The sequence below is a fragment of the Streptomyces sp. NPDC107528 genome (assembly GCF_055639295.1).
In genome coordinates this window covers 1,023,391-1,045,671 of record NZ_JBVKAV010000002.1, presented here as the reverse complement: position 1 = coordinate 1,045,671, position 22,281 = coordinate 1,023,391, and the positions used below count along the sequence as shown (strand labels likewise).

Genomic DNA, 22,281 nt, shown 5'->3' with positions numbered 1-22,281 from the left:
AGAGAGCTCGGGGACGGCTGCCTGTCGGTGACTGCGGGGCCGCTGCGGCCGGTCGCGCAGCTCTCCGCGCCCCTGAGTCGCGGACCCACCCACAGGTGCCGCCGTTGTGATGCACAGCCGGCGGCGCGTCCGTGGCCGTAACGTAAGGCTCGCGCCACCCGGTCGACACCCAGTGTTCCGTGTCCGCTAGACGGACCTCAGGGGCGGCAGGCACTGGGTGCCGGATACGGTGGAAGCACCATGAGCGCTTCGCAGACCTCTGACATCCCCACCCTTCTCGTCAAGATCTTCGGGAAGGACAGGCCGGGAATCACGGCCGGACTCTTCGACACGCTGGCCGCCTACTCCGTCGACGTGGTCGACATCGAGCAGGTCGTCACCCGTGGCCGGATCACGCTGTGCGCGCTCGTGACGCAGCCTCCGGCCGGGTTGGAGGGGGATCTGAGGGCGACGGTCCACAGCTGGGCCGATTCGATGAAGATGCAGGCGGAGATCATCTCCGGCCTGGGCGACAACCGGCCGCGTGGCCTCGGGCGCTCCTTGGTGACCGTGCTCGGGCACCCGCTGACCGCGGAGGCGGCGGCCTCGATCGCCTCCCGGATCACCAGGTCGGGCGGCAACATCGACCGTATCTTCCGGCTGGCCAAGTACCCCGTGACGGCGGTGGAGTTCGCGGTGTCCGGCGTGGAGACCGAGCCGCTGCGCACCGCCCTGGTGACCCACGCGGCGGCACTGGGTGTCGACATCGCGGTCGTCGCGGCGGGTCTGCACCGGCGCGCGCAGCGTCTCGTCGTCATGGACGTGGACTCGACCCTCATCCAGGACGAGGTGATCGAGCTCTTCGCGGCGCACGCCGGCTGCGAGGACAAGGTGGCCGAGGTGACGGCGGCCGCGATGCGCGGGGAGCTGGACTTCGAGCAGTCGCTGCACGCGCGCGTGGCCCTGCTGAAGGGGCTGGACGCCTCGGTGGTGGAGAAGGTGCGCACCGAGGTGCGGCTGACGCCGGGCGCGCGCACGCTGATCCGTACGCTGAAGCGGCTCGGCTATCAAGTGGGGGTCGTCTCGGGTGGGTTCACGCAGGTCACCGACGACTTGAAGGAACGGCTCGGGCTCGACTTCGCCCAGGCGAACACGCTGGAGATCGTCGACGGGCAGCTGACCGGCCGGGTCACCGGCGAGATCGTGGACCGGGCGGGCAAGGCGCGGCTGCTGCGCCGGTTCGCCGCCGAGGCCGGGGTGCCGCTGTCCCAGACGGTGGCGATCGGAGACGGTGCCAACGACCTGGACATGCTGAACGCGGCCGGCCTGGGCGTCGCCTTCAATGCCAAGCCGGTGGTGCGGGAGGCGGCGCACACCGCGGTGAACGTGCCCTTCCTGGACACGGTCCTGTATCTGCTGGGCGTCACCCGCGAAGAGGTCGAGGCCGCGGACATGCACGACGACGAGGTCTGACGACCGGCACCCCGCATCCGATGCCCTGGGTGCGCACGGGCCCGGCGCCACGACGGTGCCGGGCCCCTGTGCGTGGGTCCGTCACTCGGAGGGTGCCCAGTAGTCGAGCAGCGTGGCCACGCCGGGCTCCAGCGTCTTCCAGCTGCCGCTGAAGGACAGGACGGCGAAGGCGGCGGTCGGGAAGCCGCGGCGGCTCATCCGGTCGCGCGGATCGGCCTCGGCCGAACCGGAGAGGATCTCGGCGAGGCCCTGCACGCCCGGGTTGTGGCCGATCAGCAGGACGTTCTGCGCGTCGTCGGGTGTTTCGTTGAGCACAGCAATCAGTTCGCCGGGCGAAGCCTCGTACACCCGCTCTTCGTAGACGGTTTTCGGCCGGTGCGGGAACTCATGGACGGCGAGCTTCCAGGTCTCCCGGGTCCGGGTCGCGGTGGAGCACAGGGCCAGGTCGAAGGGGATGTCGGTGTCGGCCAGCCTGCGGCCGGCCTCTGCCGCGTCCATTCGGCCCCGGTCGGCGAGCGGCCGATCGTGGTCGTTCACCTGTGGCCAGTCGGCTTTCGCATGCCGGAAGAGGACAATCCTGCGGGATTCTGCGACGCTCATGAGATCCAGCTTCGCATGAAACAGGCCACGGGGCGCAGGGAGTTGACGGGCGGCTTCGGCGGTGCTCAGCGCGTGATCAGCTGCGCTATGCGCTCGAAGAGCTGGCTGATCGCGGGCTCGGCGGTCGCGGCGTGCGCGTCGGACGGGTCGAGGATCAGCATCAGCAGCGTGATGAAGGCGAGCGTCGGCAGGGCGAGGGCCCACCAGGGCAGCCGGATGTCGGCACGACCCGTGGACACCGGGTGGGGCGGGGTGTGCGTGCGGGCCGACATGTCGCCTCCGTGAGTCTTCGAGTGGTCCGTGACCGGCTCTCGCGGTCACACTTCGAAGTTACGGACTCCGCGACTCTCAACCCATCCGGTGATCCACCCAGTTGACCCTGACACTCACCCCCTAGGGGATGGGGGTGCTAGCCCCACCGTCGCCGGCCCACTGTGCATCGAGGGACCACCGTGACGGGGCGTGCGTCAGGGCGAGGCGATCGTCGCGATGACGGCGATGACGGCGAAGATGGCGAAGAACGTGCCGAAGACGAGCAGCAGCTTCTTCTGGCCGTTGCGGGGGTTCGGGTCGAGCACTGGCATAGGGCAAGTTTCGCACCCCCGGGCCGCGGCGGGTCCGCCGGGGTGACGCTCAGCGGGCCGCCTCGTCCTCGACCGTGCGGTTGCGTCCCGCCAGGATCCCGACCGCCATCTGCGGGATCATGAGGCCGGCCATGAGCGCGATCGGGAGCCCCCAGCCGCCGCTGTGCTGGTAGAGCACGCCGACCAGGAGCGGGCCGGGGATCGAGATCAGATAGCCGGTGCTCTGCGCGAAGCCCGACAGCTGGGCCACTCCCGCACTGCTCCTGGCCCGCATGCCGACCATGGTGAGGGCCAGCGGGAACGAGCAGTTGGAGACGCCGAGCAGCAGCGCCCAGACCCAGGCGCCGGCGACCGGCGCGAGGTACAGGCCGGCGTACCCGACGAGGCCGCAGGCGCCCAGCGCCAGCACGATCGGCCCCTGGTGGGGCAGCCTGGTGGCGAGGCGCGGGATGACGAAGGCGAGCGGCACGCCCATCACCATCGTGAGGGCGAGCAGCAGCCCCGCCGTGCCGGCGGGCACGCCGGCGTCCCGGAAGATCTGCGCCATCCAGCCCATCGTGATGTAGGCGCCGGTGGCCTGGAGCCCGAAGTAGACGGCGAGGGCCCAGGCGGTGCGGCTCCGGGTGATCCGCAGCTGGGGTGCGGCCACACGCGCGTGGTTCTCCGGCGCGGCGGACGTTGCTTTCCGGTCCCGTACGAAGGGAATCCACGGCAGGACGGCCACGGCCGGGAGAATCGCCCACACCGCGAGCCCGGTCTGCCAACTTCCGCCCAGCGCCTCGGTCATGGGCACCGTCACCGCCGCGGCGGAGGCGGTGCCGAGGGCGAGGGCCATCGAGTACAGGCCGGTCATGGAGCCGACTCGGTCCGGGAACCAGCGCTTGACGATGACCGGCATCAGGACGTTGCTGACGGCGATGCCCATGAGGGCGACGGCGCTGGCGGCCAGGAAGCCGCCCGTGCTGCCCACGTACGGGCGCAGGAGCAGTCCGGCGGTGATGGCGACCATGCCCGCGCACACCACCGCGCCGGGGCCGAAGCGGCGGGCGAGCCGGGGTGCCATGACGCCGAAGACGGCGAAGCAGAGCGGGGGCACGGAGGTGAGCAGTCCGGCCACGCTGCCGCTCATGCCGAGCCCGTCGCGGACCTCTTCGAGGAGGGCGCCGAGGCTGGTGATGGCGGGGCGCAGGTTCAGCGCGGTCAGCACGATGCCGAGCACGACGAGCCGCACCGTCCACGTGCCGGTCCACGCGCGCGTGGCGGGCTCCGTCGTGGTGGGTGCCTGCGGGGTGCGTATTCGCGTGGACGTCGCCGTCCGGTTTTCCTCACGTGCCATGCGGCCCATCATAGAATCATGGGATGATTGGTTGTCCACCCCTGGGCCGCCCGGCCCCGGCCCTACCGTGCGAAGGTGTGCCATGCCCCTGAGCAACCCCCGTCGTTCGGCGCTGTCCGAGCAGGTCATCGCCGCGCTGCGGAACCAGATCACCTCGGGCGAATGGCCGGTCGGCACCCGCATCCCGACCGAGCCCGAGCTGGTCGAACAGCTCGGTGTGGCCCGCAACACGGTCCGTGAGGCGGTCCGCGCGCTCGCGCACAACGGCCTGCTGGACATCCGCCAGGGCTCCGGCACCTACGTGGTGGCGACCAGCGAGCTGGCAGGCGTGATGCACCGCCGCTTCGCCGACGCCGACCCCCGGCACATCGCCGAGCTGCGCTCCACGCTGGAGTCGGGCGCCGCGCAACTGGCCGCCGAGCGGCGCACCGAGAAGGACCTCAAGCAGTTGGACGCGCTCCTGCTGCGCCGTGAGGAGGCCTGGGAGTCGGGCGACACGGAGGCGTTCGTGGCGGCCGACGCGACCTTCCACCTGGCCGTCGTCGCGGCGTCCCACAACGTCGCGATGATCGCGATGTACGCGGACCTGGGCGAGGTCCTGCGGGACTGGCTGCGCGACGACGTCGGCGCGGAGCTGACGCCGGAGTCGTACCTGGACCACGCGCGGCTGGTGGACGCGATCCGCGCGGGCGACGCGTCGGCGGCCGCGTCGGAGGCGGCGGGCTATCCGTTCCACTGCCGTCCGGGGCGCTTCAGCGCTCCTGCCGGTGGCTGACCCACGCCGAGCCGACCTCTTTCCAGCAGCGTCCGGTCAGCCGCACGGTCTGCGCGGGTTCGGCGTCCACCGGAGAGCCGTCGCTGTCGATGTCCCACCAGCGGTCGCACTCCACGTGCAGGCTCACGCGGTCGGTTTCCGGATAGGGGTTGTGGCAGTACGCGGTCACATGGGAGCCGGTGACGTTGATCCGGCACGCGGAGCCGAACGGCTCCCAGGGCTCCGCTTCCGCTCTCGCGGCGTGCACGCGTGCGTGCGCGTGGGCCATCGCCTCGTACGAAAGAGGCACTACGAGGGCGACGGCAACGGTCGTCGAGGCCAGGCGGCGGGACAAGCGCACAACGGGACCTCCTCGGCCGTACGGGGGAGGGGCTCGCGTGATGAACGCGTACTCCAGACTGCGCTGTCGCAGGCCTCCCCCGCCTCGCCGGATGAGCCGAACGGGTGACGCCCCGCTCCCCCGCGCGCGGCGGGAGAACGGGGCGTCGACGGCGTACGGGAGATCAGGCGCCGATGGCGTGCAGACCGCCGTCCACGTGGACGATCTCGCCGGTGGTCTTCGGGAACCAGTCGCTCAGCAGGGCGACGACGCCCTTGCCGGCCGGCTCCGGGTCCTCCAGCTTCCACTCCAGCGGGGAGCGGCTGTCCCAGACGGACGCCAGCTCTGCGAAGCCGGGGATGGACTTCGCGGCCATGGAGCCGATCGGACCGGCCGAGATCAGGTTGCAGCGGATGGCGTGCTTGCCGAGGTCACGCGCCATGTAGCGGTTCGTGGCCTCCAGGGCGGCCTTGGCCGGGCCCATCCAGTCGTACTGCGGCCAGGCGAACTGCGCGTCGAAGGTGAGGCCGACGACGGATCCGCCCTCGGTCATCAGCGGCAGCAGCGCCATGGTCAGCGACTTCAGGGAGAAGGCGGAGACGTGCATGGCCGTGGCCACGGACTCGAACGGCGTGTTCAGGAAGTTGCCGCCGAGCGCGTCCTGGGGCGCGAAGCCGATGGAGTGCACGACGCCGTCGAGCTTGTCGCCCAGGTGCTCACGCACCTGGCTCTCCAGACGGGCGAGGTGCTCGTCGTTGGAGACGTCGAGCTCCAGGACCTTGACCTTCTCCGGCTGGGGGAGCTTCTTGGCGATGCGCTCGGTGAGCGTCGGCCGCGGCCACGCGGTGAGGATGATCTCCGCGCCCTGCTCCTGGGCCAGCTTCGCGGTGTGGAAGGCGATGGAGGACTCCATCAGCACACCGGTGATGAGGATCTTCTTGCCCTCAAGGATTCCAGCCATGGTGATCAGTGACCCATTCCCAGTCCGCCGTCAACGGGAATGACGGCTCCAGTGATGTACGAGGCGTCGTCCGACGCGAGGAACCGCACCGCGGCGGCGATCTCGTCCGGCTGCGCGTACCGGCCGAGCGGGACCTGCGTCACGATGTTCGCACGCTGCTCCTCGGTGAGGACCTTGGTCATGTCGGTGTCGACGAAACCGGGCGCGACGACGTTGAAGGTGATGTTGCGCGAGCCCAGCTCACGGGCGAGGGAGCGCGCGAAGCCGACCAGGCCGGCCTTGGAGGCGGCGTAGTTGGCCTGACCGGGACCGCCGTACAGCCCGACGACCGACGAGATGAGCACCACGCGGCCCTTCTTGGCGCGCAGCATGCCGCGGTTGGCACGCCTGACCACGCGGAAGGTACCCGTGAGGTTGGTGTCGACGACCGAGGTGAAGTCCTCCTCGGACATCCGCATCAGGAGCTGGTCCTTGGTGATGCCGGCGTTGGCGATCAGAACCTCGACCGGGCCGTGCTCGGCCTCGATCTCCTTGTAGGCCTGCTCCACCTGCTCGGTGTCGGTGATGTCGCACTTGACGGCCAGGAAGCCGGCCGGCGGCTCTCCCGAGCGGTACGTGATCGCGACCTTGTCGCCGGCATCGGCGAAAGCGCGGGCGATGGCGAGGCCGATGCCCCGGTTGCCTCCGGTGACGAGAACCGAGCGGCTCAACGGATCACCCTTTCGATTGGGGTCTGAACACACCCGCCCGAACACTGGATGGCAGGCGGCTTCCCCGAAAACCTATCGGGCCGGTCGCGCCGGGCGACATTCGGGCACCGACAGTGGCTTACGGGTGTCACTGTCGGGTCCCTACAGAAACTTGCGCAGTCCAGCCGGAAACGTGTGGTCCGTGGCCCCGGCCGCGCGACATGATCGGTGCCGACAGGCCACGACAGCAGGGAGACCTCCGTGCCCCATACGATCGATGAAGCCTTCACGGCGCTTCCGCTACGCGCCCTGGCCGACGCCGCGCTGGCACGCGCGCGTGCGCTGGGCGCCGAGCACGCGGACTTCCGGTTCGAGCGGGTGCGCAGCGCGTCCTGGCGGCTGCGGGACGCCAAGCTCGCCGGGTCGTCGGACACCACCGACCTCGGGTACGCGGTGCGGGTCGTGCACGGCGGCACCTGGGGGTTCGCGTCCGGGGTGGATCTGACGCTGGACGCCGCCGCCAAGGTGGCCTCGCAGGCGGTGGCGATGGCGAAGCTGTCCGCCCAGGTGATCAAGGCCGCCGGGTCGGACGAGCGTGTGGAGCTCGCCGACGAGCCCGTGCACACCGACCGGACGTGGGTCTCGTCGTACGAGATCGATCCGTTCACGGTGCCCGACGAGGAGAAGTCGGGGCTGCTCGCGGACTGGAGCGCGCGGCTGCTGGCGGCGGACGGGGTCAATCACGTCGACGCCTCGCTGCTGACCGTCCACGAGAACAAGTTCTACGCGGACACCGCCGGGACCGTGACCACCCAGCAGCGGGTCCGGCTGCACCCGCAGCTGACGGCCGTGTCGGTGGACGAGTCGACCGGCGAGTTCGACTCCATGCGCACCATCGCGCCACCCGTGGGACGCGGCTGGGAGTACCTGACGGGCACCGGCTGGGACTGGGACGACGAGCTCGCGCGGATCCCCGAGCTGCTCGCCGAGAAGATGCGGGCGCCGAGCGTCGAGCCGGGGCCGTACGACCTCGTCGTCGACCCCTCCAACCTGTGGCTGACCATCCACGAGTCCATCGGCCACGCCACCGAACTGGACCGCGCCCTCGGCTACGAGGCCGCCTACGCCGGCACCTCCTTCGCCACCTTCGACCAGCTCGGCAAGCTCCGGTACGGCTCCGACCTGATGAACGTCACCGGTGACCGCACCGCCGAGCACGGCCTCGCGACCATCGGATACGACGACGAGGGCGTCGAGGGCCAGTCCTGGGACCTGGTGCGGAACGGCACGCTCGTCGGCTACCAGCTGGACCGGCGGATCGCGAAGCTGACCGGGTTCGAGCGGTCCAACGGGTGCGCGTTCGCCGACTCCCCCGGCCATGTGCCGGTGCAGCGCATGGCCAATGTGTCGCTGCAACCGGATCCGGCCGGGATGTCGACGGAGGATCTCATCGGCGGCGTCGACCGGGGCATCTACGTGGTCGGCGACCGGTCCTGGTCGATCGACATGCAGCGCTACAACTTCCAGTTCACCGGGCAGCGGTTCTTCAGGATCGAGAACGGGCGGATCACCGGCCAGCTGCGGGACGTGGCCTACCAGGCGACGACCACGGACTTCTGGGGCTCGATGGCCGCGGTGGGCGGCCCGCAGACGTACGTCCTGGGCGGCGCCTTCAACTGCGGCAAGGCACAGCCGGGTCAGGTCGCGGCGGTCTCGCACGGCTGCCCCTCGGCCCTCTTCAAGGGCGTCAACATTCTGAACACCACGCAGGAGGCCGGTCGATGAGCGCCCGTACCAACAAGCCGCACGAGATCGTCGAGCGGGCCCTGGAGCTGTCCCGGGCCGACGGGTGCGTCGTCATCGCCGACGAGCAGTCGACCGCCAACCTGCGCTGGGCCGGCAATGCGCTGACGACGAACGGCGTCACGCGCGGGCGGACGCTCACCGTCGTCGCGACCGTGGACGGCAAGGAGGGCACGGCCTCCGGTGTCGTGTCCCGGTCGGCCGTGACCGTGGACGAGCTGGAGCCGCTGGTGCGGGCCGCCGAGGCCGCCGCGCGCGGGGCCGGGCCCTCCGAGGACGCGCAGCCGCTGGTGAGCGACGTACCGGCGGCGCCGGACTTCACGGACGCCCCGGCCGAGACGTCGTCGACGGTGTTCGCCGACTTCGCCCCGGCGCTGGGTGAGGCGTTCGCACGCGCGCGTGCGGGCGGCCGGGAGCTATACGGCTTCGCCAACCACGAGTTGGTGTCGACGTACGTGGGCACGTCCACCGGGCTGCGGCTGCGGCACGATCAGCCCAACGGCACGCTGGAGGTGAACGCCAAGTCCCCGGACCGTACCCGCTCGGCGTGGGCGGGGCGCTCCACGCGGGACTTCAAGGACGTGGACCCCACCGCACTGGACGCCGAGCTGGCCGTACGCCTCGGCTGGGCCGAGCGGCGCCTGGAGCTGCCGGCGGGCCGGTACGAGACGCTGCTGCCGCCGACCGCCGTGGCCGACCTGCTGATCTACCAGATGTGGTCGGCTTCGGGGCGGGACGCGGTCGAGGGCCGGACGGTGTTCTCCAAGCCCGGCGGCAAGACGCGTGTCGGCGAGCAGCTGAGCGAGCTGCCGCTGACGCTGCGCAGCGACCCGAACGAGCCGGGCCTGGAGTCCGCGCCCTTCCTGATCGCGCACTCCTCCGGGGGCGACCAGTCGGTCTTCGACAACGGGCTGCCGCTCGCCGCCACCGAGTGGATGAGCGAGGGCAGGCTGAAGCACCTCACCACCAGCCGGCACAGCGCGGGGCTGACCGGTCTGCCGGTGGCGCCGGGCATCGAGAACCTGATCCTGGACGGCGGCGAGGACCGCTCGCTCGAGGAGATGGTCGCGAACACCGAGCGCGGGCTGCTGCTGACCTGCCTCTGGTACATCCGCGAGGTCGACCCGGCGACGCTGCTGCTCACCGGCCTGACCCGGGACGGGGTGTACCTCGTCGAGAACGGTGAGGTGACCGGCGAGGTGAACAACTTCCGGTTCAACGAGTCCCCGGTGGGTCTGCTGGGGCGGGTGACGGAGGCGGGGCGTACGGAGAAGACCCTGCCCCGGGAGTGGAGTGACTGGTTCACCAGGGCGGCGATGCCGGCACTGCGCGTCCCCGATTTCAACATGAGCTCTGTCAGTCAGGGCGTATAACCTCGTAGTCGGCTGTCACCCGACTGCCCGAGATCATCGAGGAGACACGAGAACCGTGACGGACATCGTCGACGAGCTGAAGTGGCGTGGCGTGATCGCCCTGTCCACTGACGAGGACGCATTGCGCAAGGCGCTCGCGGACGGTCCCGTCACGTTCTATTGCGGTTTCGACCCGACCGCGGCCAGCCTGCACGTCGGCCACCTGGTCCAGGTGCTCACCATGCGCCGCCTCCAGCAGGCAGGCCTGCGCCCGCTGGCGCTGGTCGGCGGCGCCACGGGCCAGATCGGCGACCCGCGCCCGACGGCCGAGCGCACGCTGAACGACCCGGAGACGGTCGCGAACTGGGTGAACCGCCTGCGCGGCCAGATCGAGCCGTTCCTGTCCTTCGAGGGCGACAACGCCGCGGTGATGGTCAACAACCTGGACTGGACGGCCGGGCTGTCCGCCATCGAGTTCCTGCGGGACATCGGCAAGCACTTCCGCGTCAACAAGATGCTGACCAAGGACTCGGTGGCCCGTCGGCTGCAGTCCGAGGAGGGCATCAGCTACACGGAGTTCAGCTACCAGCTGCTCCAGGGCATGGACTTCCTGGAGCTGTACCGGCGGCACGGCTGCACGCTCCAGCAGGGCGGCAGCGACCAGTGGGGCAACCTCACGGCCGGCCTGGACCTGATCCACAGGCTGGAGCCGCACGCGAATGTGCACGCTCTGGCGACGCCGCTGATGACCAAGGCGGACGGCACCAAGTTCGGCAAGACCGAGGGCGGCGCCATCTGGCTCGACCCGGAGATGACGACTCCGTACGCCTTCTACCAGTTCTGGCTGAACGCGGATGACCGGGACATCTCCACCTACATGCGCATCCTGTCCTTCAAGTCCCGTGCGGAGCTGGAGGAGCTGGAGAAGCAGACCGAGGAGCGTCCGCAGGCCCGTGCCGCGCAGCGTGCGCTGGCCGAGGAGCTGACGACGCTGGTACACGGCGCCGACCAGACGGCCGCCGTGATCGCCGCGTCCAAGGCCCTCTTCGGCCAGGGCGAGCTGGCGGAGCTGGACGACCGGACGCTGGCCGCGGCCCTCTCCGAGGTGCCGCACATCCAGGTCGAACAGCTCGGCCCGGTCGTCGACCTCTTCGCCGAGGTCGGCCTGGTGGCCAGCAAGTCCGCCGCGCGGCGCACCGTGAAGGAGGGCGGGGCCTACGTGAACAACGTCAAGGTCGCCGGCGAGGACGCGGTGCCCGCGAAGGAGGACCTGCTGCACGGGCGGTGGCTGGTGCTGCGGCGCGGGAAGAAGAACCTGGCGGCGGTCGAGGTCACCGGGGTCTGAGCGGACGTCCCCAAAGCGATGGGGCGGCCTCCTGGAAGGGAGGTCGCCCCATCGCCATGATCACGCCCGCATCGTCATGATCACGCTCGGTCCTGCTGCTTCCGCTTGCCCAGCGTCGCCATGTACAGCATGTCGCCCAGGTACACGATGATCACCGCGGCGACGATCTGGAAGACGTGCCGGCTCCAGTCGATGCCGCGGGTCGACTCGACGCCGAACGCCCGGGCGACGGAGTTGCCGACGATGGCCCCGAGGATGCCGAAGATCGTGGTCAGCCAGAGCGGGCTGTGCTGTTTGCCCGGGATCAGCAGCTTCGCGATCAGACCCAGCACGAATCCCACGATGATCGCCCACAACCAGCCCATGGCTGCCTCCTCGTACGGCTCGGGGTGAGCAGTACGCCCAGTCTTGGGTCCGGCCCTGGTACGCCGCATGCCGGGTACCGCCGTACGCGTTACGGCTGGCGGCGTTCCTCCAGGTGACAGGTGCCCCGGTCTCGTAGGCGGCGGAGGCGAGGCGTAACGTGGGAGATGTCCCGGCCCGGGGTCCCCGACCGGGGGCGGACGGGTACGGGCGCGGGGAGAGTCCGATGCGGGCGGATGGTGGAATGTGATGCGGAAGCTGCGCGCGAGCGGCCACACCGAGGTGTTCCGGATCACCGGGGCCCGGGCGGGTCTCCAGGACGATGTGCGCGCCCGGCAGCGCCGGTACATCATCTCGATGTCGGTCCGCACGGTGTCGGTGATCCTCGCGGCCTCACTGTGGAACGTCGAACGGCACGTCGCGATCGTGGCGTTGGTGCTCGGGGCGGTTCTGCCGTACATCGCGGTGGTGATCGCCAACGCGGGGCGGGAGAATGCGCCAGGTCTGCCGTCCACGTTCGTGGCCGCACCGATGCGGCCGATGATCACGCCGCCGCGGACGGATGACGGTTTCGCGGAATCGGTCCCGGAAGATGTGGTGGGCGACTCCGCGCCGGGCGCACAGAGCAAACCGCGCGACGGGGCGTGATCCCGCGGACCCCTTCCCTCCGGAAGCCGACTCCAAGCCAAGCTCAGGAAAAGCTCAGATCAATAGTGTTGTTCCGGTGCCGGGCGACGGGTTACCCGTGACATACTTCGTAGGCGCTCCGCATCCCCCGTCGGAGCGACAGACCGACGCCGGGCAGCTCCCCCCGTGGCTGCTCGGCGTCGCCTTTTGTGCGCGAATCTGTGGGACGAATCTGTGAGTGACGAGACGCCGATCTGCTCCGCCAAGGGGTGCCGTGCCGACGCCGTGTGGGTGCTGGCGTGGAACAACCCGAAGATCCACACGCCGGAGCGGCGCAAGACGTGGCTCGCCTGTGAGGAGCACCGCGAGCATCTGTCGCAGTTCCTCGGGGTGCGGGGGTTCTTGAAGGACGTGGTCCTGCTCGCGGAGTGGGAAGAGGTCCCCTCAGCCACCGATGGCTGACATCGGACGGTCCGGCTGCACGAACGACGGGTCGTCCAGGCCCGCTCCTGCCTTCTTGCCCCACATCGCCAGCCGCCAGATGCGCGCTATCTCCTCATCGGGGGCGTCGGAGCGCAGCGCTGCTCGCAGGTCCGTCTCCTCCGTGGCGAACAGGCATGTGCGGACCTGACCGTCGGCCGTCAGGCGGGTGCGGTCGCAGGCCGAGCAGAACGGGCGGGTGACGGAAGCGATGACGCCCACCACATGCGGGCCACCGTCGACGAGCCACCGCTCCGCCGGGGCCGAGCCGCGCTTCGCCTCGCCCTCGGGGGTCAGCTCGAAGCGGGTGCGCAGTGACGTCAGGATGTCCCCGGCGGTGATCATGCCGTCGCGCTTCCAGCCGTGCTGGGCGTCCAGGGGCATCTGCTCGATGAAGCGCAGTTCGTAGTCGTGCTCCACGGCCCAGGCCAGCAGGTCGGGGGCCTCGTCGCCGTTCAGGCCCGGCATCAGCACCGAGTTGACCTTGACCGGGGTCAGGCCCTCCTCGCGGGCGGCGTACAGGCCCTCGATGACGTCCTTGTGGCGGTCGCGGCGGGTCAGGGTCTTGAAGACGTCCGGGCGGAGCGTGTCCAGCGAGACGTTGACCCGGTCCAGGCCTGCGGTCTTCAGGGCGGCGGCGGTGCGCTTGAGGCCGATGCCGTTGGTGGTCAGCGACATCTGGGGGCGGGGCTCCAGGGCCGCGACGCGCTCGACTATGCCGACCAGTCCGGGGCGCAGCAGGGGCTCGCCGCCGGTGAAGCGGACTTCCTCGATGCCGAGGGAGGTGACGGCGATGTCGATCAGGCGGACGATCTCGTCGTCCGTGAGCAGGTCGGGCTTGGCCAGCCACTGCAGGCCCTCCTCGGGCATGCAGTAGGTGCACCGCAGGTTGCAGCGGTCCGTCAGCGAAACCCTCAGGTCGGTGGCCACTCGGCCGTAGGTGTCGATGAGCACGTGGGCCCCCTCCCTCGTCACGACCAGATTCAACTTCCTACACCTGCGAGCCTACGTGACCGCACCGACAGCGACACCGGCCCGATCCCACGACGTACGACGCGGTCGCGTCGTAGGGATCTACGACGCGACCGCTCCGAAGGTGCTCTCAGGGGGTTGCTAGTGGGCGCCGGTGCCGGTCAGGGACCGGACCTCCAGCTCCGCGTACTTGCCGGCGTCGGGCTCCTCCTTCGACAGGACCGTGCCGAGCCAGCCCATGAGGAAGCCGAACGGGATGGAGATGATGCCCGGGTTCTTCAGCGGGAACCAGGCGAAGTCGACGTCCGGGAACATCGCCTTCGGGTCGCCGGAGACGACCGGCGAGAACAGCACCAGGCCGACGGCGACGATCAGACCGCCGTAGATCGACCACAGCGCGCCCTGGGTGGTGAACTTCTTCCAGAACAGGCTGTAGAGGATCGTCGGCAGGTTTGCGGAGGCCGCGACCGCGAAGGCCAGGGCGACCAGGCCGGCGACGTTGAGATCGCGGGCGAGGGCGCCGAGGAGGATGGAGACGGCGCCGATGCCGATGGTCGCGAGGCGGGCCGCCCGGACCTCCTCCTTCTCGGTGGCCTGGCCCTTCCTGATGACGTTCGCGTAGATGTCGTGGGCGAACGACGAGGACGAGGCCAGCGTCAGGCCGGCGACGACCGCGAGGATCGTCGCGAAGGCCACCGCCGAGATGGTGGCGAGCAGGATCGCGCCCCACGCCGAGTCCACGCCGCCCAGATGCAGGGCGAGCAGCGGTGCCGCCGTGTTCCCTGCCGGGTTGGACGCGATGATCTCTTCCTGGGAGATCAGCGCCGCGGCGCCGAAGCCGAGGGCGATGGTCATCAGGTAGAAGCCGCCGATGATGCCGATCGCCCAGTTCACGGACTTCCGGGCGGCCTTGGCGTTGGGAACCGTGTAGAAGCGGATCAGGATGTGCGGCAGACCGGCGGTGCCGAGGACCAGGGCGATGCCGAGGGAGATGAAGTCCAGCTTCGAGGTGCCGGTGGCGCCGTACTGCAGGCCGGGCTCCAGGAAGGCGGCGCCCTTGCCGCTGTTCTCGGCTGCCTTGCCGAGCAGGTCGGAGATGTTGAAGTTGAACTTCAGCAGCACCAGGAACGTAATGAGGATCGTGCCGCCGATGAGCAGCACGGCCTTGACCATCTGGACCCAGGTGGTGCCCTTCATGCCGCCGATGGAGACGTACACGATCATCAGGACGCCGACGAGGCCGACGATGAGGATCTTGCCCGCGTCGGAGGTGATGCCGAGCAGCAGCGAGACCAGGACACCGGCGCCCGCCATCTGGGCCAGGAGGTAGAAGATCGACACGACGATCGTGGAGGTGCCGGCCGCCGTGCGCACCGGGCGCTGGCGCATGCGGTACGCGAGGACGTCACCCATCGTGTAGCGGCCGGAGTTCCTGAGCGGCTCGGCCACCAGGAGCAGGGCGACCAGCCAGGCGACCAGGAAGCCGATGGAGTACAGGAAGCCGTCGTAGCCGAAGAGGGCGATGGCGCCGGCGATGCCGAGGAAGGACGCGGCGGACATGTAGTCGCCGGAGACGGCGAGGCCGTTCTGGAAGGCGCTGAACGACCGTCCGCCGGCGTAGAAGTCGGCGGCGTCCTTGGTCTGGCGGCCGGCCCAGACGGTGATGAACAGGGTCGCCACCACGAAGCAGGCGAAGAGGGTGATGATCAGCGACCGGTGCTCGCTGGCCTCGTTCGCGGCAAGGGTCATAGCGGGGCTCATGCGCCGCCCTCCATACGGGTCTTGATGGCCTCGGCCTTGGGGTCGAGCTTGGCGCCGGCGTGGCGCGAGTACCACCAGGCAATGAGGAACGTGGTCACGAACTGGGCGATACCGAAGACGAACGCGACGTTGATGTTGCCGAACAGCTTGGTGCCCATGAAGTCGCCCGCGTAGTTGGAGAGCAGGACGTACAGCAGGTACCAGGCGATGAAGGCGACGGTCAGCGGAAAGGCGAAGGAGCGGTAGGAGCGGCGCAGTTCAACGAACTCCGCGCTCTCGTGCACCTCGACGAACTCCTCGGTGGAAGGGAGTTTGTGTTGCTCTTTCGAGGGGGGCGGTGCGTCGGTGGCCACGGAGTCTCCTCGCGTTGCGGGCGCTGTTGCGACGGTGGACGGGGACGGTTCGGGGATGGGGGACGGATCAGGGGTGGGGGACGGATCGGGTACGGGCATGACGGCTCTGTTCCTCGCAGTGACGCGGATCACTTGAACCGGCTGGCGATGTTAGGGCCCCGGCGCGTGATCCAACAGGGGGCTCGATCGTGCTCGCGCCTCCTGTCCAAGGTCACGGCGCCACGCAAGGACCGGTTCAACTCCCCGCACTTCTTTCCGAAGTCGATCGGTCGGATTGCTGGCCAGCGGGTTCGGGGATAGCTTCGCCTCTGCACCACTCGTCATGTACCTGCCTGAGCGCCAACCGGTGTCTCGGGCGGTCTCGTTCCGGATGATGTGGAGAACCCATGGCTCATCTGCGGTCCAGACGCCGACTCGGCCTCGCCGTCCCGCTCGCCCTGTCGCTGACGGCCTCGCTCGGCTTCCTGCCGACGGCGGCATCGGCAGCCGCACCTCCCGCGCAGCCCGTCGCGCAGGTCACGGACGCGCCCGCTCTGGCCTACGTCGTCAACACCCGCCAGGACCGCCGCACGATCGAGTCGGTGAAGAAGGCGATCGCCACGGCCGGCGGAACGGTCGTGATCGCGTACGAGAAGATCGGCGTGATCGTCGTCCACTCGGCGAACCCCGACTTCGCCAAGGCGATGCGCAAGGTCCGGGGCGTCCAGTCGGCAGGTGCCTCGCGCACGGCCCCCCTGACCGCCGCCGGGACCACGGACGAGGGCCCCGCCCAGCTCATGACGGAGCAGCAGGCGGCGCGGACGCAGAGCGCCGCGGCGGGCGCCGAGGAGCCCCTCGAGGCCGACCAGTGGAACCTGCGCGCCATCGGCGCCGACCGGGCGGCGAAGATCAACCCCGGCAGCCGCAGGGTGACCGTCGCCGTGATCGACAACGGCGTCGACGACACCCACCCCGACCTCGCGCCGAACTTCTCCGCGAGCCAGTCCGCGAACTGCGCGGGCGGCAAGGCGGACACCAGCCCCGGCGCGTGGCGGCCGTACACCACCACCGACGCGCACGGCACCCATGTGGCGGGCGAGATCGCCGCGCCCCGCAACGGCATCGGCATCGCCGGTGTCGCCCCCGGGGTCAAGGTCTCCGCCATCCAGGTGAGCGACCCGGTCAACGGCCTCTACTACCCCGAAAGCGTCGTCTGCGCCTTCGTGTTCGCTGCCGATCACGGCGTCGAGATCACCAACAACAGTTACTACGTCGACCCGTGGCTCTACAACTGCATGGACGATCCCGACCAGCGGGCCATCGTCGACGCGGTCAACAGGGCCCAGCAGTACGCCCAGAGGAAGGGCACGCTCAACCTGGCGTCGGCCGGCAACTCCAACCACGACCTCGCCTCCGACGCGATCGTCGACGACAGCAGCCCCGACGACTCGACCCCGGCCGAGCGCACCGTCGACCCGTCCGAGTGCTTCGACGTACCGACGCAGCTGCCGGGCATCGTCACGGTCAGCGCGACGGGCGTGCAGAACGTCAAGTCGTACTACTCCACCTACGGTTACGGCGTCATCGACATCGCGGCGCCGGGCGGCGACCGGCTCTACCAGATCCCGGACACCCCGTCGAAGAACGGCCGCATCCTGGCCACCCTCCCGGACGGCAAATACGGCTTCCTGCAGGGCACGTCGATGGCCTCCCCGCACGCCGCGGGCGTCGCCGCGCTGCTGAAGTCCCGGTACCCGCACGCGAACGGCGCCCAGTTGCACGCGCTCCTCAAGGCCCAGGCGGACAACCCGGGCTGCCCGGAGTCGTACGACCAGGACGGCGACGGCAAGCAGGACGCGGTGTGCGAGGGCGGCAAGCGGTTCAACGGCTTCTACGGGTTCGGCATCGTCAACGCGCTGGACGCCGTCGACTAGTCGAAACCGACTCCGTTGACTGAGTCAAATACTGCATAGTGCAGTCATGACTCCGATCAGCACTCCGATCAGTTCTGCCTGGTCCGCGGTGGGCGGCGATCCCGCTCTTCTTGCGCGGGTGTCGACCGTGGTGCGGGAAGGCGCGTTGCGTGCGCGCCTTCCCGTACAGGAACTGGCGCGCGCGTGCGTGGGAGCGTGCGCGCTGGCCGCCGCCGAGTTGGGGGCGCGGCGGGCCGGGCTCGCCGAGGTGCCCGGGGTGCGGCTGGACGACGGGGCGATCGCCACCGCGTTCGTGAGCGAACGGCATCTGCTGGTGGACGGGCGCGCGCCGGTCAACTTCGCCCCGCTGTCGCGGTTCTGGCGCACGTCGGACGGCTGGGTGCGCACGCATGCGAACTTTCCGCATCACCGGGCCCGGCTGCTGACCGCGCTGGGCGTGCCGGAGGAGGATCCGGACGCCGTCGGGGCGGTGCTCGCCGAGCGTTTTGCGCGCGAGGTGGAGGAAGCCGTGTACGCGGCCGGCGGGCTGGCCGTGGCGCTGCGCACGCCCGAGGAGTGGGCGGCGCACGAGCAGGCGGTCGCGGTGGCGCGGCGGCCACTGGTCGAGCACGAGCGGTCGGACACGGCACGCGCGCGTGCGCTCTCGCCGCTCGACGGCTCTGCGCTGCTGCCCGCCACCGGAGTGCGCGTACTGGACCTGACGCGGGTCATCGCAGGACCGGTCGCCACCCGCACGCTCGCGCTGCTCGGCGCCGACGTCCTGCGCGTGGACCCGCCCCGGCTGCCCGAACTGCCCGACCAGCACGCCGACACGGGCTTCGGAAAGCGCTCGGCGACGCTGGACCTGACGACGGACCGGCGCGCGTTCGAGGAACTGCTCGCGTCGGCGGACGTCGTCGTCACCGGCTACCGGCCGGGCGCCCTGGACCGGTTCGGACTGTCCGCGCGGGCGCTGGCCGAGCGGTGGCCCGGGCTGATCGTCGCGGAGGTGTCGGCCTGGGGCGCGTACGGGCCGTGGGGCGGGCGGCGCGGGTTCGACAGCCTCGTACAGGTCGCCACCGGTATCGCCGCGACCGAGGGAGGCATGGCCGACGGATCGGCCGGGCGGCCCGGTGCGCTGCCGGCGCAGGCCCTCGACCACGGGACGGGATACCTGCTGGCGGCTGCCGTGCTGCGGGCTCTGACCGAGCAGTTGGACCAGGGGTACGGCCGTTGCGTACGGCTGTCGTTGGCGCGTACGGCGAAGTGGCTGACGACCGGGATCCGGCCGGGCCCGGAGGAGGCCTCGGCATCGGAGGAGTCGGAGGCGTACGACGCTCCCGACGCCTGGCTCACCGAGCGGGACAGCACGCTCGGGCGGCTGCGGTACGCCCGGACGCCGGTGTCGTTCGCGGGCGGTCCCGTCGACTGGGCGCGGCCGCCGGGGGCTTGGGGCGCGGATTTGGCGCGGTGGCCCTGAGCGCCGGAGGGCACCGGCGCCGTACCCCCGTACGGAATGCCGCACCACCACTTGTTTTCTGGTGCTTGCCCGACTATGTGATTTTTGTGAAGATCTTGAGGTGACGTTGACAAGACCTTCCCCCGGCATGATCGACGGGAGCACTCCAAGACCCCGCCCCGGCGTCAGCCGGGCCGTGGCCGTTCTCGTCCTGGTCGCGCTGGCGGCGCTGATCCCCCTGCTCGGGCCGTCGGCCGCGCTGCACGGCACCGGGGAGGCCGCCGCGCCCGGCACCGGTGGGATCGGACTGCTCCGCACGGTGCTGTTCGCTGCGCTGTGCGTCCCGGTGGGCGAGCTGTTCGTGAACCGGCTGGCCCGGTCCGTGCCCGGCGCTCCGCCGACCATGCCCCGCAGTTGGGCGCCCTACGCGGCGGCGGCCGGTTTCGTCGCCGCACTCGCCCTCGCGTCGGTCGTGTCCACCGGCAACCTCGTGCCGAGCAGTCCGGCCGACCTCGACGTCGGCGGCCTCTACGCGACGCGCGACGGCAAGCTCGCGCTGCTGGAGGTCAACGCCTTCGCCCTCGCCGGGCTGTGCGCCCTCTCACGCCGGCCGGCCACCCAGCTCTGGCCACTGGCCGCGGTCGTGGTCGCCGAGGCGCTGCGCGCGCACCCCACCACCGAGCACGGCCCTTTGCTGGGCTCGGGGCTGACGCTGGTGCACCTGACGTGCGCGACGCTCTGGGTCGGCGGGCTGCTGTACGCCCTGCGGACCCTGCGCGCATGGAGCGTCAGGGAGGCGGGGGCCGCCCTGCTGGGCCTCTACGCGCGCGTGGCGGCCGTCCTGCTCGCCGCCATCACGGCCACGGGGGTGTGGAGTTCGCTGCGTCGGATGCCGCCGGACACGGTCCTGCAGCAGCTGACCGAGACGGCGTACGGGCGTGTCCTGCTGGCCAAGGTGATCCTGATGGTGGCCGTGGTCGCGCTCGCCCTGTGGGCGCGGATCCGGCTGCGCCACGCGGCCGACCCGCTGGCCGCCTGCTCGCCCGCGCGGGCGGAGGTCGTCGCCCTCGGGGCGGTGGTCACCGTGTCGGGGCTGCTGACGGCGCTGCCGGTGCCGATCCGCTGGTGAGGCACTACACCCCCGCCACATCCAGCAGCGTCCCGGCCAGGTAGGTGACCCCCATGGCCAGCGCCCCGCCCGCCATGTTGCGCAGTACCGCGCGGGGCGGGGCGGCGGCGCCCAGGCGTGCGCTGCTCCAGCCGGTCAGGGCGAGGGCGGCCAGGACGGAGGCGACGGTGACCGCGAGGCGCCAGTCCGCCGGCGGCAGCACCATCGCCAGCAGCGGCAGCAGCGCCCCGGCCGTGAACGCCACAAAGCTCGCCCACGCCGCGTGCCACGGGTTGGTCAGCCGGTCCGGGTCGATGCCGAGCTCCACGCGCGCGTGTGCCTTCAGCGCGTCCCGTTCCGTCAGCTGGACCGCCGCCTCCGCGGCCACCTCCCGGGACAGCCCGCGCCGTTCCAGCAGTTGCGCCAGTTCCGCCAGTTCCGCCTCCGGCTGTTCCCGCAACTCCCTCTTCTCCAGGGCCAGCGCCGCCTTCTCCGAGTCGCGCTGGGTGGAGACCGAGACGTATTCCCCCGCCGCCATCGACATCGACCCGGCGAGCAGCCCGGAGAGCCCGGCCGTGAGCAGGGCCGCCCGCTCGTCGGTGGCGCCGGCCACGCCGACGACGAGCCCCGCGGTCGAGACGATGCCGTCGTTCGCTCCGAGAACCGCCGCCCGCAACCAGTTCAGCCGCGTGCCCAGCGCGCCACCGTGGGCCTCGTCATGCGTGGGTTCGGTCATATGCGGAGGATCGCACCGTGGCGGACATCGGGAACGTACCGACGCTCCCGGACCGGCCCCTGGCGCGGCACGGGCAGCGGGCGCCGCTGCCCGGGGTCCGCAACACCGCGGGCACGCCGACCGGTTGACGCGCTGACGTTCGCGACGCTCGAACGGGCAGGCGGGGCAAGGCACCTGACGGGCAGGAGTGTCAGTCCCGGCCCGTATCCTCAGTGACCATGCTCGAAGACCCTGCGACCGCAGCGCCCTCCCCCACAGCATGGCCGACCGCGTACCCCCAGGGATACGCGGTCGTTGACGTGGAGACCACCGGCCTGGCCCGGGACGACCGGATAATCTCCGCGGCCGTGTACCGGCTGGACGCGCGCGGCGAGGTCGAGGACCACTGGTACACGCTGGTCAACCCGGAGCGCGACCCCGGCCCGGTCTGGATCCACGGTCTGACGAGCGAGGCGCTGGAGGGCGCTCCCCTCTTCACGGACATCGCCGAGGAGTTCTCGGCCCGGCTGGACGGCCGGGTCCTCGTCGCGCACAACGCCGTCTTCGACTGGCAGATGATCGCGCGGGAGTACGCGCGCGCGGAGCGCCGGGCACCGGTGCGGCAGCGGCTGTGCACCATCGCGCTGTCGAAGGAACTGGGCCTGCCGCTGCCCAACCACAAGCTGCAGTCGCTGGCCGCGCACTTCGGCGTAGTGCAGCAGCGCGCGCACCATGCGCTGGACGACGCGCGCGTACTGGCGGAGGCGTTCCGGCCGAGCCTGCGGGCCGCCGCGGCCGGCAGTGTGCGGCTGCCGCTGCAGGAGTGCCTGCCGCTGACCGAGTGGCGGGACACCGCGGCTGCGGCCCCCCGGATCGGCCGGCAGGCGGGCTCTCACGGCAGCGACGGTGGCAACGGCGGGTACACCGGCTACAGCAGTTATCAGCCGACCAGTTGGCGGCCGTCCCGCAAGAGGCCCGCCTGCCCCTATCCCAATCCAGGTCGCTACGAAGACGGCAAACGGCTCAAGCAGGGCATGCGGGTCGCCTTCTCCGGAGACACGTCCATCGAGCGCGACCTGCTGGAGGACCGTGCGATCGAGGCCGGGCTGCATGTGTCGACGAGCCTGTCCCGGCTGACCAGCCTCCTCGTCACGAACGACCCGGACGCGGGCACGTCCAAGATCGTCAAGGCCCGCCAGTACGGGACGCCGGTGATCGACGAGGCGGCGTTCGGCCAACTCCTGCGGGACGTGGAACCGGCGGCGGAGCGGTGACCGTGCGGACGGGTGATTGCCGCGCGACTCGCCCGGAGCCGTCTCGCCCGGGCGGCGGGGA

23 protein-coding genes are annotated in these 22,281 nt (G+C 70.7%); 11 read left to right on the top strand and 12 right to left on the bottom strand.

Translation table 11 applies throughout. The features are described 5' to 3' along the window. Positions 1 to 240 precede the first annotated feature (240 nt). The gene (gene serB, locus ACZ7L5_RS09840) at positions 241 to 1,452 is read left to right on the top strand and encodes a phosphoserine phosphatase SerB (RefSeq protein ID WP_362378657.1); all 1,212 of its coding nucleotides are present in this window, start codon (positions 241 to 243) and stop codon (positions 1,450 to 1,452) included. Between the two features lie 81 nt (positions 1,453 to 1,533). Here serB and ACZ7L5_RS09835 read toward each other — a convergent pair whose 3' ends face one another. The 4 genes from ACZ7L5_RS09835 to ACZ7L5_RS09820 form a co-directional block, all read right to left on the bottom strand. Further along, positions 1,534 to 2,052 carry a SixA phosphatase family protein gene (locus ACZ7L5_RS09835; RefSeq protein ID WP_471515781.1) on the bottom strand — a complete coding sequence of 173 codons (519 nt, stop codon included), beginning with the start codon at positions 2,050 to 2,052 and terminating at the stop codon, positions 1,534 to 1,536. A gap of 65 nt (positions 2,053 to 2,117) precedes the next feature. After that, the gene (locus ACZ7L5_RS09830; RefSeq protein WP_328882558.1) at positions 2,118 to 2,324 is read right to left on the bottom strand and encodes a hypothetical protein; all 207 of its coding nucleotides are present in this window, start codon (positions 2,322 to 2,324) and stop codon (positions 2,118 to 2,120) included. 195 nt (positions 2,325 to 2,519) lie between these two features. Beyond that, positions 2,520 to 2,636 carry an SGM_5486 family transporter-associated protein gene (locus ACZ7L5_RS09825; RefSeq protein WP_467483885.1) on the bottom strand — a complete coding sequence of 39 codons (117 nt, stop codon included), beginning with the start codon at positions 2,634 to 2,636 and terminating at the stop codon, positions 2,520 to 2,522. 49 nt (positions 2,637 to 2,685) lie between these two features. Continuing rightward, positions 2,686 to 3,984 carry a CynX/NimT family MFS transporter gene (locus tag ACZ7L5_RS09820; protein WP_471515779.1) on the bottom strand — a complete coding sequence of 433 codons (1,299 nt, stop codon included), beginning with the start codon at positions 3,982 to 3,984 and terminating at the stop codon, positions 2,686 to 2,688. Positions 3,985 to 4,054: 70 nt separating this feature from the next. Here ACZ7L5_RS09820 and ACZ7L5_RS09815 point away from each other — a divergent pair, with 70 nt between their 5' ends. Continuing rightward, positions 4,055 to 4,747, top strand: a complete 693-nt coding sequence (locus ACZ7L5_RS09815; RefSeq protein ID WP_328882555.1) for a FadR/GntR family transcriptional regulator — start codon at positions 4,055 to 4,057, stop codon at positions 4,745 to 4,747. Here the strand turns inward: ACZ7L5_RS09815 and ACZ7L5_RS09810 are convergent. The 3 genes from ACZ7L5_RS09810 to fabG form a co-directional block, all read right to left on the bottom strand. Next, positions 4,725 to 5,087: a hypothetical protein gene (locus ACZ7L5_RS09810; RefSeq protein ID WP_363034162.1), complete on the bottom strand. Its 363-nt coding sequence runs from the start codon at positions 5,085 to 5,087 to the stop codon at positions 4,725 to 4,727. The genes ACZ7L5_RS09815 and ACZ7L5_RS09810 overlap by 23 nt on opposite strands. A 163-nt stretch (positions 5,088 to 5,250) precedes the next feature. Continuing rightward, on the bottom strand, positions 5,251 to 6,027 hold the full coding sequence (fabI, locus tag ACZ7L5_RS09805; RefSeq protein ID WP_365062310.1) for an enoyl-ACP reductase FabI: 777 nt from the start codon (positions 6,025 to 6,027) through the stop codon (positions 5,251 to 5,253). A 5-nt stretch (positions 6,028 to 6,032) separates the two neighbouring features. Next, a complete protein-coding gene (fabG, locus tag ACZ7L5_RS09800) occupies positions 6,033 to 6,737 on the bottom strand; it encodes a 3-oxoacyl-[acyl-carrier-protein] reductase (RefSeq protein WP_471515777.1) in 705 nt (234 codons plus the stop codon). A 240-nt stretch (positions 6,738 to 6,977) separates the two neighbouring features. Between fabG and ACZ7L5_RS09795 the strand changes: the two genes are divergently transcribed. Genes ACZ7L5_RS09795 through tyrS form a run of 3 tightly spaced genes read left to right on the top strand, consistent with a single transcriptional unit; the run spans position 6,978 to position 11,216 of the window. After that, entirely contained in the window at positions 6,978 to 8,501 is a 1,524-nt protein-coding gene (locus ACZ7L5_RS09795; RefSeq protein ID WP_471515775.1) for a TldD/PmbA family protein, read from the top strand. Then, the gene (locus tag ACZ7L5_RS09790) at positions 8,498 to 9,892 is read left to right on the top strand and encodes a metallopeptidase TldD-related protein (RefSeq protein WP_365062307.1); all 1,395 of its coding nucleotides are present in this window, start codon (positions 8,498 to 8,500) and stop codon (positions 9,890 to 9,892) included. Before ACZ7L5_RS09795 ends, ACZ7L5_RS09790 begins: the two co-directional genes overlap by 4 nt. Before the next feature lie 55 nt (positions 9,893 to 9,947). Then, positions 9,948 to 11,216, top strand: a complete 1,269-nt coding sequence (tyrS, locus tag ACZ7L5_RS09785) for a tyrosine--tRNA ligase (RefSeq protein WP_362378644.1) — start codon at positions 9,948 to 9,950, stop codon at positions 11,214 to 11,216. A gap of 80 nt (positions 11,217 to 11,296) precedes the next feature. Here tyrS and ACZ7L5_RS09780 read toward each other — a convergent pair whose 3' ends face one another. Beyond that, positions 11,297 to 11,581, bottom strand: a complete 285-nt coding sequence (locus ACZ7L5_RS09780) for a GlsB/YeaQ/YmgE family stress response membrane protein (RefSeq protein ID WP_471515773.1) — start codon at positions 11,579 to 11,581, stop codon at positions 11,297 to 11,299. Between the two features lie 247 nt (positions 11,582 to 11,828). Here ACZ7L5_RS09780 and ACZ7L5_RS09775 point away from each other — a divergent pair, with 247 nt between their 5' ends. Together ACZ7L5_RS09775 and ACZ7L5_RS09770 are read left to right on the top strand one after the other, a co-directional pair. Then, positions 11,829 to 12,227: a DUF3099 domain-containing protein gene (locus tag ACZ7L5_RS09775; protein WP_471515771.1), complete on the top strand. Its 399-nt coding sequence runs from the start codon at positions 11,829 to 11,831 to the stop codon at positions 12,225 to 12,227. Between the two features lie 213 nt (positions 12,228 to 12,440). Further along, the gene (locus ACZ7L5_RS09770; protein WP_328428660.1) at positions 12,441 to 12,668 is read left to right on the top strand and encodes a hypothetical protein; all 228 of its coding nucleotides are present in this window, start codon (positions 12,441 to 12,443) and stop codon (positions 12,666 to 12,668) included. On the opposite strand, the gene moaA is transcribed toward ACZ7L5_RS09770, so the two are convergent. The 3 genes from moaA to ACZ7L5_RS09755 all read right to left on the bottom strand — a co-directional run bounded on the left by moaA (position 12,651) and on the right by ACZ7L5_RS09755 (position 15,772). Next, positions 12,651 to 13,640 (bottom strand): GTP 3',8-cyclase MoaA, encoded by a 990-nt coding sequence (gene moaA, locus ACZ7L5_RS09765; protein WP_328884521.1) that lies wholly within the window; start codon positions 13,638 to 13,640, stop codon positions 12,651 to 12,653. The two genes, ACZ7L5_RS09770 and moaA, sit on opposite strands and share 18 nt — an antisense overlap. 159 nt (positions 13,641 to 13,799) lie before the next feature. Beyond that, positions 13,800 to 15,419, bottom strand: coding sequence for a solute symporter family protein (locus ACZ7L5_RS09760; RefSeq protein ID WP_471515769.1), 1,620 nt, complete (start codon positions 15,417 to 15,419; stop codon positions 13,800 to 13,802). Beyond that, positions 15,416 to 15,772, bottom strand: a complete 357-nt coding sequence (locus tag ACZ7L5_RS09755; RefSeq protein WP_328882545.1) for a DUF485 domain-containing protein — start codon at positions 15,770 to 15,772, stop codon at positions 15,416 to 15,418. Before ACZ7L5_RS09755 ends, ACZ7L5_RS09760 begins: the two co-directional genes overlap by 4 nt. 386 nt (positions 15,773 to 16,158) lie before the next feature. Here ACZ7L5_RS09755 and ACZ7L5_RS09750 point away from each other — a divergent pair, with 386 nt between their 5' ends. The 3 genes from ACZ7L5_RS09750 to ACZ7L5_RS09740 all read left to right on the top strand — a co-directional run bounded on the left by ACZ7L5_RS09750 (position 16,159) and on the right by ACZ7L5_RS09740 (position 20,252). Next, entirely contained in the window at positions 16,159 to 17,685 is a 1,527-nt protein-coding gene (locus ACZ7L5_RS09750) for a S8 family peptidase (protein WP_467483896.1), read from the top strand. A 46-nt stretch (positions 17,686 to 17,731) separates the two neighbouring features. Then, positions 17,732 to 19,144: a CoA transferase gene (locus ACZ7L5_RS09745; protein WP_471515767.1), complete on the top strand. Its 1,413-nt coding sequence runs from the start codon at positions 17,732 to 17,734 to the stop codon at positions 19,142 to 19,144. Between the two features lie 127 nt (positions 19,145 to 19,271). After that, positions 19,272 to 20,252, top strand: coding sequence for a CopD family protein (locus tag ACZ7L5_RS09740; protein WP_471515765.1), 981 nt, complete (start codon positions 19,272 to 19,274; stop codon positions 20,250 to 20,252). Between the two features lie 4 nt (positions 20,253 to 20,256). Here the strand turns inward: ACZ7L5_RS09740 and ACZ7L5_RS09735 are convergent, their stop codons facing one another. Then, on the bottom strand, positions 20,257 to 20,967 hold the full coding sequence (locus ACZ7L5_RS09735) for a VIT1/CCC1 transporter family protein (RefSeq protein ID WP_471515763.1): 711 nt from the start codon (positions 20,965 to 20,967) through the stop codon (positions 20,257 to 20,259). A gap of 218 nt (positions 20,968 to 21,185) precedes the next feature. Here ACZ7L5_RS09735 and ACZ7L5_RS09730 point away from each other — a divergent pair, with 218 nt between their 5' ends. Further along, positions 21,186 to 22,220, top strand: a complete 1,035-nt coding sequence (locus ACZ7L5_RS09730; protein WP_363034143.1) for a DEDDh family exonuclease — start codon at positions 21,186 to 21,188, stop codon at positions 22,218 to 22,220. Positions 22,221 to 22,281 lie beyond the last annotated feature (61 nt).

Bases quoted from the DNA above. Each gene is read 5' to 3' on its own strand.
- ACZ7L5_RS09745 (WP_471515767.1), top strand. From the start codon at position 17,732: ATGACTCCGATCAGCACTCCGATCAGTTCTGCCTGGTCCGCGGTGGGC.
- ACZ7L5_RS09775 (WP_471515771.1), top strand. From the start codon at position 11,829: ATGCGGAAGCTGCGCGCGAGCGGCCACACCGAGGTGTTCCGGATCACC.
- fabI (WP_365062310.1), bottom strand. From the start codon at position 6,027: ATGGCTGGAATCCTTGAGGGCAAGAAGATCCTCATCACCGGTGTGCTG.
- ACZ7L5_RS09830 (WP_328882558.1), bottom strand. From the start codon at position 2,324: ATGTCGGCCCGCACGCACACCCCGCCCCACCCGGTGTCCACGGGTCGT.
- ACZ7L5_RS09820 (WP_471515779.1), bottom strand. From the start codon at position 3,984: ATGATGGGCCGCATGGCACGTGAGGAAAACCGGACGGCGACGTCCACG.
- ACZ7L5_RS09750 (WP_467483896.1), top strand. From the start codon at position 16,159: ATGGCTCATCTGCGGTCCAGACGCCGACTCGGCCTCGCCGTCCCGCTC.
- ACZ7L5_RS09815 (WP_328882555.1), top strand. From the start codon at position 4,055: ATGCCCCTGAGCAACCCCCGTCGTTCGGCGCTGTCCGAGCAGGTCATC.
- ACZ7L5_RS09760 (WP_471515769.1), bottom strand. From the start codon at position 15,419: ATGAGCCCCGCTATGACCCTTGCCGCGAACGAGGCCAGCGAGCACCGG.
- ACZ7L5_RS09780 (WP_471515773.1), bottom strand. From the start codon at position 11,581: ATGGGCTGGTTGTGGGCGATCATCGTGGGATTCGTGCTGGGTCTGATC.
- ACZ7L5_RS09790 (WP_365062307.1), top strand. From the start codon at position 8,498: ATGAGCGCCCGTACCAACAAGCCGCACGAGATCGTCGAGCGGGCCCTG.
- serB (WP_362378657.1), top strand. From the start codon at position 241: ATGAGCGCTTCGCAGACCTCTGACATCCCCACCCTTCTCGTCAAGATC.
- ACZ7L5_RS09835 (WP_471515781.1), bottom strand. From the start codon at position 2,052: ATGAGCGTCGCAGAATCCCGCAGGATTGTCCTCTTCCGGCATGCGAAA.
- ACZ7L5_RS09740 (WP_471515765.1), top strand. From the start codon at position 19,272: ATGATCGACGGGAGCACTCCAAGACCCCGCCCCGGCGTCAGCCGGGCC.
- ACZ7L5_RS09825 (WP_467483885.1), bottom strand. From the start codon at position 2,636: ATGCCAGTGCTCGACCCGAACCCCCGCAACGGCCAGAAGAAGCTGCTG.
- ACZ7L5_RS09735 (WP_471515763.1), bottom strand. From the start codon at position 20,967: ATGACCGAACCCACGCATGACGAGGCCCACGGTGGCGCGCTGGGCACG.
- ACZ7L5_RS09730 (WP_363034143.1), top strand. From the start codon at position 21,186: ATGCTCGAAGACCCTGCGACCGCAGCGCCCTCCCCCACAGCATGGCCG.